We start from the raw sequence: 8635 nt of genomic DNA, 5'->3' as shown, positions 1-8635 counted from the left end.
CCAGGGCCGAGCGGGTGTCGAAGTCGAGGTAGTCGAGAGCGAGGCGCCGGAAGATGTAGTCCATCACCGACTGCGCCATGCGGATGTCCGGGTCGTCCGTGAGGCCGGCCGGCTCGAAGCGCATGTTGGTGAACTTCTGCACGTAGGTCTCGAGCGGCACGCCGTACTGCAGGGCGATCGAGATCGCGATCGAGAAGGCGTCCATGACACCGGCCAGGGTCGAGCCCTGCTTGCCGAGCTTGAGGAACACCTCGCCGAGACCGTCGTCCGGGTACGAGCCGGCCGTCATGTAGCCCTCGGCGCCGCCCACGGTGAACGACGTCGTGCGCGACGGACGCGACTTCGGCAGGCGCTTGCGCACCGGGCGGTACTCGACGACCGCGGTCGTCTCCTCGGCCTCGGCGGTGCTGCTGCTCTTGGCGTCCTTGCCCGCGGACAGCGGCTGGCCGACCTTGCAGTTGTCGCGGTAGACGGCGAGGGCCTTGAGGCCGAGCTTCCAGCCCTGGAAGTAGACGTCCTCGATGTCCTCGATGGTCGCCGTCTCGGGCAGGTTGACCGTCTTCGAGATCGCGCCGGACAGGAACGGCTGCACCGCGGCCATCATGCGCACGTGACCCATGGGCTTGATGGCCCGGGCGCCCATCGCGCAGTCGAAGACCTCGTAGTGCTCCGGGCGCAGGCCCGGCGCGTCGACGACATGGCCGTGCTCGCCGATGAACTCGACGATCGCCTCGACCTGCTCCTCCTGGTAGCCCAGGACGCGCAGCGCGCGCGGCACGGTCTGGTTGACGATCTGCATCGAGCCGCCGCCGACCAGCTTCTTGAACTTCACCAGCGCGAGGTCGGGCTCAACACCGGTGGTGTCGCAGTCCATCATCAGGCCGATCGTGCCGGTCGGGGCCAGCACCGAGGCCTGCGCATTGCGCCAGCCGTTCTTCTCGCCGATCTTGTTGCCGCGCTGCCACTCCTCCGTGGCCACCGCGAGCACCGCGCGGTCGTTGGTGTGCAGCGGGCGCACCTGGTCGTTCGCGGCGGCGTGCTTGCGCATCACCCGGGCGTGCGCCTTGGCGTTGCGGGCGAAGCCCTCGTACGGGCCGACGATGCCGGCGAGCTCGGCCGAGCGGCGGTACGCGACACCGGTCATCAGCGAGGTGATCGCCGCGGCGAGCGAGCGGCCGCCGTCGGAGTCGTAGGCCAGGCCGGACGCCATGAGCAGCGCGCCGAGGTTGGCGTAGCCGATGCCGAGCTGGCGGTAGGCGCGCGTGTTCGTGCCGATCGCCTCGGTCGGGAAGTCGGCGAAGCAGATCGAGATGTCCATCGCGGTGATGATCAGCTCGACGGCCTTGACGAACTTCTCGGTCGCGAACCGGTTGTCGGCCTCGAGGAACTTCATGAGGTTCAGCGACGCGAGGTTGCACGAGCTGTTGTCGAGGCTCATGTACTCCGAGCACGGGTTCGACGCGGTGATGCGCCCGGTCTCGGGGTTGGTGTGCCAGTCGTTGATCGTGTCGTCGTACTGGATGCCCGGGTCGGCGCACTCCCATGCCGCCTTCGCGACCGAGCGGAACAGGCCCTTGGCATCGACGTGCTCGATGACCTCGTGGGTGCTGCGGGCGCGCAGGCCGAACTCGGTGCCCTGCTCGACGGCCTTCATGAACTCGTCCGAGACGCGGACCGAGTTGTTCGCGTTCTGGTACTGGACGCTGGTGATGTCGGCACCACCGAGGTCCATGTCGAAGCCCGCGTCGCGCAGCACGCGGATCTTCTGCTCCTCGCGCGCCTTGGTCTCGACGAACTCCTGGATGTCCGGGTGGTCGATGTCGAGCACGACCATCTTCGCCGCGCGCCGGGTGGCGCCGCCGGACTTGATCGTGCCGGCCGACGCGTCCGCACCCCGCATGAAGCTGACCGGGCCCGAGGCGGTGCCGCCGGAGCTCAGCAGCTCCTTCGACGAGCGGATGCGCGAGAGGTTGAGGCCGGCGCCGGAGCCGCCCTTGAAGATCAGCCCCTCCTCGCGGTACCAGTTGAGGATCGAGTCCATCGTGTCGTCGACGGCGAGGATGAAGCAGGCGCTGACCTGCTGCGGCGACGTCGTGCCGACGTTGAACCACACCGGCGAGTTGAAGCTGAACACCTGGTGCAGCAGCATCCAGGTCAGCTCGTGGTCGAAGATCTCGGCGTCGACCTCGGACGCGAAGTAGCCGTACTGCTCACCCGCGGCGCGGTACTTGCCGACGACGCGGTCGATCAGCTGGCGCAGCGACCACTCGCGCGCCTCGGTGCCGACGGCGCCGCGGAAGTACTTGGTCGTGACGATGTTGGCGGCGTTGACCGACCAGAAGTCCGGGAACTCGACGCCCCGCTGCTCGAAGTTGATCGACCCGTCGCGCCAGTTCGTCATCACGACGTCGCGTCGTTCCCAGGTCACCTCGGCGTACGGGTGCACGCCCTCGGTCGTGTAGATGCGCTCGACCCGCAGGCCGCGCGACGAGTAGTGCGGAGCAGGGGATGCGGTGACGTCGGCCTCGGTCATGGGCCAGGTCCTTCCTTCGTGCTGCGGACGGGGGTGTGGGGACGGCATGGTGCGGTGTCGTGCGGTGGTGCACAGCGCAGAGCGCCCGGCCCGGGAGGGGCGGCCGGGGTGGAACCGATCAGGGAGAAGCAGTGGTGGGTCGAGCGGCGCGGAGTTCGGCGATCGCCTTGGCGAAGTCGTCGGCCGAGCTGAACGCCTGGTACACGGACGCGAAGCGCAGGTAGGCGACCTCGTCGAGCTCACGCAGCGGGCCGAGGATGGCGAGGCCCACCTCGTCGCTCGGGATCTCGGCGACACCCTGGGCGCGGATCGTGTCCTCGACGGTCTGGGCGAGCTGGGCGAGGGCGTCCTCGTCCACCGGCCGGCCCTGGCAGGCCCGGCGCACACCGTGGATCACCTTGGCCCGGGAGAAGGGCTCGGTGACGCCGCTGCGCTTGATGACGGCGAGGGTCGCCTCTTCGAGGGTGGTGAAGCGCCGGCCGCACTCGGGGCACGAGCGACGGCGGCGGATGACCTGCCCCTCGTCCTGCTCGCGGGAGTCGACGACGCGCGAGTCTGGGTGGCGGCAGTACGGGCATCGCATCGCCGTTCCCCTCCTTCCCGCGTCCGTCTCGACCGGCCGTGTGATGTCCGGAATCCGCCGGCCTGTGCACGGAGCTGTGCACCGCCTTGTGCAGATCCTGTGTGCAGCCTTCCCAGACTGTGGACAACCGGACCCATCATGTGGATGACTTACATCAGTGTAACTACTAGATGTAGGGGTCACGGTAGCCACGTGACGCGCAGCACGCAAGGGTCAGTTCCGGCGCGTCGCGCCGATCCCCAGAGCCCGGGCGATCAGGGGACGCGGAGCTGCTGACCAGCGCGCACGACGTCGTCGCGGAGGTGGTTCGCCGCCTGCAGGTCGGCCACCTCGGCGCGCGGGTCGCGGTCGGGCGCCACCCGCGTCGCGATCGTCCAGAGGCTGTCGTCCGGCCCGACGGTGACGACCGAGCCGGCTGGGACGGCGTGGGACGGCGAGGCCGCGGGTGCGTCGTGCCGCGCGAGCGCGATGAGCGCCAGGCACAGCACCGCGACGGCCAACGTCGCCACCCGCACGCCGCGGCGGGTCAGTCGCCAGGTGGTCGTGCGAGCGGGCGGCACCAGGTACGTGACGGAGGCCGGCCGACCCCCGCGGCGGCGCCCCGCCGGCCGGGGCGCGCGGGCCGGCGGAGGCGCCGCCGGGAACGGCGACACGTCGGGGCAGATTGCGAGGTCGTAGGCGACGGACATGACATGCTCTCCCTGGCTCCTGGTCGAACGGGCATTCGATAGAACGCCTTTTCGAATGTGTACCAGGACCCTCTGACAAGAAACAGGTCGTCGGCGTGTCTTCGAACAAATGTTTGAGATTCGTGACCGTTCGCACTAGCGTTCGGGGCCGGACGATCAACCCGCGAGACCCACTCCAGTGAGGAGATGACGATGCCGCCGAAGGCCCAGAAGCCGGCGAAGCCCGCCGCGGCCGCTGCCGCGACCACCGGGCGCCGCACCAAGCGCGCCGCAGACGCCCCCGAGGCCGAGGTGGTGGCCCTGCCCGCCGCCGAGCCCGAGCGCCGGCGGCCCGGACGCCCGAAGGTCACCGAGCTCCCCGACCCGGTCACCGGCCTGACCCGGCGCCAGCAGGCGATCCTGGACGTCATCCGTGACTCGGTCGAGCGTCGGGGCTACCCGCCGAGCATCCGCGAGATCTGCGAGTCGGCCGGGCTCGCGTCCACCTCGAGCGTCGCCCACCAGCTGGCGATGCTCGAGCGCAAGGGCTTCATCCGCCGCGACGCGAACCGGCCGCGTGCCGTCGACGTGCGCACCGGTGGCACCGGCATCGGCCGCGGCAAGGCGGCCCGCCGGGCCGTGGCCGTCACCGCCGAGGCCCCGCGCGGCGACGCGCCGGTCTTCGTCCCCCTCGTCGGCCGCATCGCGGCCGGCGGGCCGATCCTCGCCGAGCAGCAGATCGAGGACGTCTTCCCGCTGCCGAAGGCACTCGTCGGCGAGGGCACGCTGTTCCTGCTCAAGGTCAGCGGCGACTCGATGGTCGACGCGGCGATCGCCGACGGCGACTGGGTCGTCGTCCGCCAGCAGCCGACGGCCGACAACGGCGACATCGTCGCGGCCATGCTCGACGGCGAGGCGACCGTGAAGACCTTCCAGCGCAAGAACGGTCACGTCTGGCTGCTGCCGCACAACGAGGCCTACTCCCCCATCGCCGGCGACGAGGCCACCATCCTCGCCAAGGTCACGGCGGTGCTGCGGCGCCTCTGCCCCCACCACCCCGACAGCCCACGAGGCCGGCCGCGGTTGCGGCCGGCCTCGGTCGTGCAGTACGGCGTCCCTGCCGTGCGGGCCCGGTCAGCCCTGCGACCCCTGCGGGGTCGGGCGCGGACGCGGTCTCGGCGCGGTCTCGGCGACGGTGTGGGCGAGCCCGCCCTCGGGCTCGACGACGCGCGGGGCCTCGATGGCCTTCGGCTGCTCGGCGGTGCGCTCGGCGTGCTCGGCCCGCTTCTTGTCGTCCTCGCTCATGCCCTTGATCTCGGTCCTGAAGATCCGCATCGAGCGGCCGAGCGAGCGGGCCATGTCGGGGAGCTGCTTCCAGCCGAAGAAGAGCACCAGGGCGACGATGGCGATGACGATCAGGTGCCCGGGACTGAAGAATTCCATGCGATCTCCTCGGCCGGTGGGACGGCGATGGGCTCCAGGGTACGCGCTCGCGGGCCGGCGTCCCGGTGAACGGACGGTGGACGACCTGGGGAGGGCCTACGAACGTTGATCGGCCGCCAGGGCGAACGGCTTGAGCTCGGCGGCCATCATCGGGTCGACGCGCGCCCGCAGCCGGGTGCCGTCGCCGGTGTGCTCGCTGGCGAGGATCTCGGCGTGGTCGTGCACCCGGGCCACCAGGTCGCCCCGCGTGTAGGGCACCAGCACGTCGACCTCGACCGCCGGTCGGGGCAGGCGCGCCTCGATGACCTCGCGCAGCTCGTCCAGCCCGGCGCCGGTGCGCGCCGAGACGAACAGGGCGTCGGCCGCGAGCCGCTTGAGCCGCAGCAGCAGGTCGCCGTCGGCGGCGTCGACCTTGTTGAAGACCAGCTGCTCGGGCACGGCGAGGGCGTCGATGTCGGCGAGCACCTCGCGTACCGCCCGGATCTGGGCCTCGGGGTCGGCGTCGCTGGCGTCGACGACGTGCAGCAGCAGGTCGGCGTCCGCCACCTCTTCGAGGGTCGACCGGAACGCCTCGACGAGCTGCGTGGGCAGGTGCCGCACGAAGCCGACCGTGTCGGCGAGGGTGTAGACGCGGCCGTCGGCGGTCTCGCTGCGCCGCACGGTCGGGTCGAGGGTGGCGAACAGGGCGTTCTCGACCAGGACGCCGGCGTCGGTGAGCCGGTTCAGCAGCGACGACTTGCCGGCGTTGGTGTACCCGGCCAGCACGACGCTGGGGACGGCGCCGCGCTGCCGCGACGAGCGCTTGACGTCGCGGGCGGTCTTCATCTCCTTGATGTCGCGCCGCAGCTTCGCCATGCGCTGGTTGATGCGGCGGCGATCGATCTCGATCTTCGTCTCACCGGGGCCGCGGCCGCCGATGCCCAGACCGCCTGCGGCCCGGCCGCCGACCTGGCGCGACAGCGACTCGCCCCAGCCACGCAGGCGGGGCAGCAGGTACTGCATCTGCGCGAGCTCGACCTGCGCCTTGCCCTCTCGGCTGCGGGCGTGCTGGGCGAAGATGTCGAGGATCAGGGCGGTGCGGTCGACGACCTTCACCTTGACGACGTCCTCGAGCTGGCGCAGCTGGCCGGGCGTCAGCTCGCCGTCGCAGATGACGGTGTCGGCGGCGTGGTGGGCGACGATGTCGCGCAGTTCCTTGGCCTTGCCCGAGCCGATGTAGGTGGCGGGGTCGGGCTTGTCGCGGCGCTGGATGACGCCGTCGAGCACCTGCGAGCCGGCGGTCTCGGCGAGGCGGGCCAACTCGGTGAGGGAGTTCTCGGCCTCGACGAGGGTGCCGGTCGTCCAGACCCCGACGAGGACGACGCGCTCGAGGCGCAGCTGCCGGTACTCGACCTCGGTGATGTCCTCGAGTTCGGTCGACAGGCCGGCGACGCGGCGCAGCGCCTGGCGTTCCTCGAGTTCGAACTCGCCGGTGCCGAAGGCGGCCGCGTCGTCGTCGAAGCGACCGTCGAGGGGGACGTCGGGGAACTCGTCGACGTCGGTGCTGAAGCGTTCTGGCATGGTGCCTTTCTGGATCGGCCTGGTGCCTCTCATGGTGGCAGCCGGTGGGGTGCGATTTACCCGGCTGCGGAGAGATCGGAACCGGCGGCCTGCCGCAGCCACGCGTCGTCGACCTCGATGTCGGCCAGCAGCACGGCCGGCCCGGTGAGCTCGACGGCGCCGTCGGGGCGCCAGACCACCTGACAGCGTCCGCCCGGCACGTCCACCGTCCACGTGCTGCCGTCGGCGCCGACGCCGTCGGTGTGTGCAACAGCCACGGCGGCGGCGCAGATTCCCGTGCCGCACGACCTGGTCTCGCCCACGCCGCGCTCGTGCACCCGCATCCGCAGGTGCCGCTCGCCGAGGCGAACGACGAACTCGACGTTCTGCCCGGTCGGCAGCGGCGGCTCGACCACGGGCGGACGCGACAGGTCGAGCGCGACCAGGGTGTCGGTGTCCGGCACCGGCACGACGACGTGCGGGTTCGGGATCTCGAGCGCCACTCCCCCGGTGGGCGCAAGGGGTGCGGCGGTGGCGCCCGGCCGGGCGGCAAGGCCCCGGGGCGATCCGAGCGCCAGGGTGACGTTGCCCTCGACCTGGCCCTCCTCGGTACGCACGCACACGATCCCGCGGCGTGTCGCCCCCGCGGCGTCCTGTCCAACGAGCGACTCGCGCTGGAGATACCGATAAAAAACGCGCATCCCGTTGCCGCACATCTCGGCCACCGAACCGTCGGCGTTGCGGTAGTCCATGAAGAACTCGCACTCGTCCGCGAGCGGCTTGCCCTCGGGGTCGTTCGCGGCCCGGACCACCCGCAGGACGCCGTCGGCGCCGAGCCCGGCGTGCCGGTCACAGAGGGCGCGCACGGCCGCCGGCGAGAGGTCGATCTCGCCGTCGAGGTCGGGCAGCACCAGGAAGTCGTTCTCGGTGCCGTGCCCCTTCACCAGCCGCATGCCTCGAGGGTACGGAGTGCGTCGGCTTCCAGCGTGGTCGTCGACGAGTCGAGCCACCGGACGCGGGGGTCGCGGCGGAACCACGAGCGCTGCCTGCGGGCGAACCGGCGGGTGGCGCGGATCGTCACGGCGACGGCCTCGTCGAGGTCGCCGGTGAGCCGGCCCTCGTCGTCGAGCACGGCGAGCAGCTGCGCGTACCCGAGCGCCTTGCCGGCCGTCGGGCTCTCGCGCAGGCCGTTCGGCAGCAGCCGGCGCACCTCGTCCAGAAAGCCTGCGGCCATCATGCGGTGCACCCGGGCGGCGACCCGCTCGTCGAGATCGGGGCGGTCGAGGCCGAGCTGCACGGTGTCGTAGACGCTCTCGAAGCCGGGCATGCGGGCCAGGAACGGCTGTCCGGTGAGCTCGACGACCTCGAGCGCCCGGACGATGCGGCGCCCGTTCGACGGCAGGATCGCCGCCGCGGCCGCCGGGTCGACGCCGGCCAGCCGCCGGTGCAGCGCGGGCGCGCCGCGGGCCTGCCCCGCGGCGGGCAGGCGGGGGCGCCGCTCCGGCGCCACCGACGATCACACCGGGGGAGCAAGCCGCCGAAGCGGCGCGCCAGCAGCTCGCCCAGCAAGCAAACCAGGCGCGAGAATCGGGGGTGTTGGTGCAAACGTCAGCCCGCCCGCCTGCGAGCGCGGTGGCACCCGCCGCTCCGGCCGTCGCGCCCCTCGACACCACGCCTGCCGACAAGGGCGACAAGCTCGCCCTCGATCCCGACAGCGACCAAAACGCCCAGCAGCGCAAGATCGACTTCGCAAGCCGTAACGCCACCGATAGCATCTACGATGGACACGGCCTGCAAACCCCGGTCTCGCCTTATGAGGTGATGGCGGGCAGCATCATATCCGCCAGCCTCATCACCGGCCTCGATTCC

At 71.3% G+C, this 8635-nt stretch carries 6 protein-coding genes and 3 pseudogenes; 2 read left to right on the top strand and 7 right to left on the bottom strand.

Going from position 1 to position 8635, the window contains the following annotated elements; all coding sequences use genetic code 11:
* The 3 genes from ACTHMS_RS01920 to ACTHMS_RS01910 form a co-directional block, all read right to left on the bottom strand.
* Positions 1-2533, bottom strand: a 2533-nt coding sequence (locus tag ACTHMS_RS01920) for a vitamin B12-dependent ribonucleotide reductase (RefSeq protein WP_440304989.1), incomplete at its 3' end; no start/stop codon positions are given.
* Between the two features lie 118 nt (positions 2534-2651).
* Complete coding sequence (gene nrdR / locus ACTHMS_RS01915) at positions 2652-3116, bottom strand: transcriptional regulator NrdR (RefSeq protein ID WP_440304988.1); 465 nt, start codon at positions 3114-3116, stop codon at positions 2652-2654.
* A 254-nt stretch (positions 3117-3370) separates the two neighbouring features.
* Positions 3371-3805 carry a LysM peptidoglycan-binding domain-containing protein gene (locus tag ACTHMS_RS01910; RefSeq protein ID WP_440304987.1) on the bottom strand — a complete coding sequence of 145 codons (435 nt, stop codon included), beginning with the start codon at positions 3803-3805 and terminating at the stop codon, positions 3371-3373.
* Between the two features lie 192 nt (positions 3806-3997).
* On the opposite strand from ACTHMS_RS01910, the pseudogene lexA reads away from it, so the two are divergent.
* A pseudogene (lexA, locus tag ACTHMS_RS01905) lies at positions 3998-4828 on the top strand (transcriptional repressor LexA); the annotation flags it as partial.
* A gap of 90 nt (positions 4829-4918) precedes the next feature.
* Here the strand turns inward: lexA and tatA are convergent.
* The 4 genes and pseudogenes from tatA to ACTHMS_RS01885 all read right to left on the bottom strand — a co-directional run.
* Positions 4919-5227 (bottom strand): Sec-independent protein translocase subunit TatA, encoded by a 309-nt coding sequence (tatA, locus tag ACTHMS_RS01900; RefSeq protein ID WP_440304990.1) that lies wholly within the window; start codon positions 5225-5227, stop codon positions 4919-4921.
* Between the two features lie 96 nt (positions 5228-5323).
* On the bottom strand, positions 5324-6787 hold the full coding sequence (gene hflX / locus ACTHMS_RS01895; protein WP_440304986.1) for a GTPase HflX: 1464 nt from the start codon (positions 6785-6787) through the stop codon (positions 5324-5326).
* A gap of 56 nt (positions 6788-6843) precedes the next feature.
* Entirely contained in the window at positions 6844-7719 is an 876-nt protein-coding gene (gene dapF / locus ACTHMS_RS01890) for a diaminopimelate epimerase (protein ID WP_440304985.1), read from the bottom strand.
* Positions 7707-8270 (bottom strand): annotated as a pseudogene (locus ACTHMS_RS01885) (tRNA (adenosine(37)-N6)-dimethylallyltransferase); the annotation flags it as partial. The gene dapF and the pseudogene ACTHMS_RS01885, both read right to left, overlap by 13 nt.
* Before the next feature lie 128 nt (positions 8271-8398).
* Between ACTHMS_RS01885 and ACTHMS_RS01880 the strand changes: the two are divergent.
* A pseudogene (locus ACTHMS_RS01880) lies at positions 8399-8635 on the top strand (TrbI/VirB10 family protein); the annotation flags it as partial.

The organism is Jatrophihabitans sp. (genome assembly GCF_051960575.1).
Taxonomy (GTDB): Bacteria; Actinomycetota; Actinomycetes; order Mycobacteriales; family Jatrophihabitantaceae; genus JBQCEE01.
This window is presented reverse-complemented; position numbering and strand designations above follow the sequence as displayed.

Coding starts and splice junctions, on each gene's coding strand:
- nrdR (WP_440304988.1), bottom strand. CDS start 3,116: ATGCGATGCCCGTACTGCCGCCACCCAGACTCGCGCGTCGTCGACTCC.
- dapF (WP_440304985.1), bottom strand. CDS start 7,719: ATGCGGCTGGTGAAGGGGCACGGCACCGAGAACGACTTCCTGGTGCTG.
- hflX (WP_440304986.1), bottom strand. CDS start 6,787: ATGCCAGAACGCTTCAGCACCGACGTCGACGAGTTCCCCGACGTCCCC.
- ACTHMS_RS01910 (WP_440304987.1), bottom strand. CDS start 3,805: ATGTCCGTCGCCTACGACCTCGCAATCTGCCCCGACGTGTCGCCGTTC.
- tatA (WP_440304990.1), bottom strand. CDS start 5,227: ATGGAATTCTTCAGTCCCGGGCACCTGATCGTCATCGCCATCGTCGCC.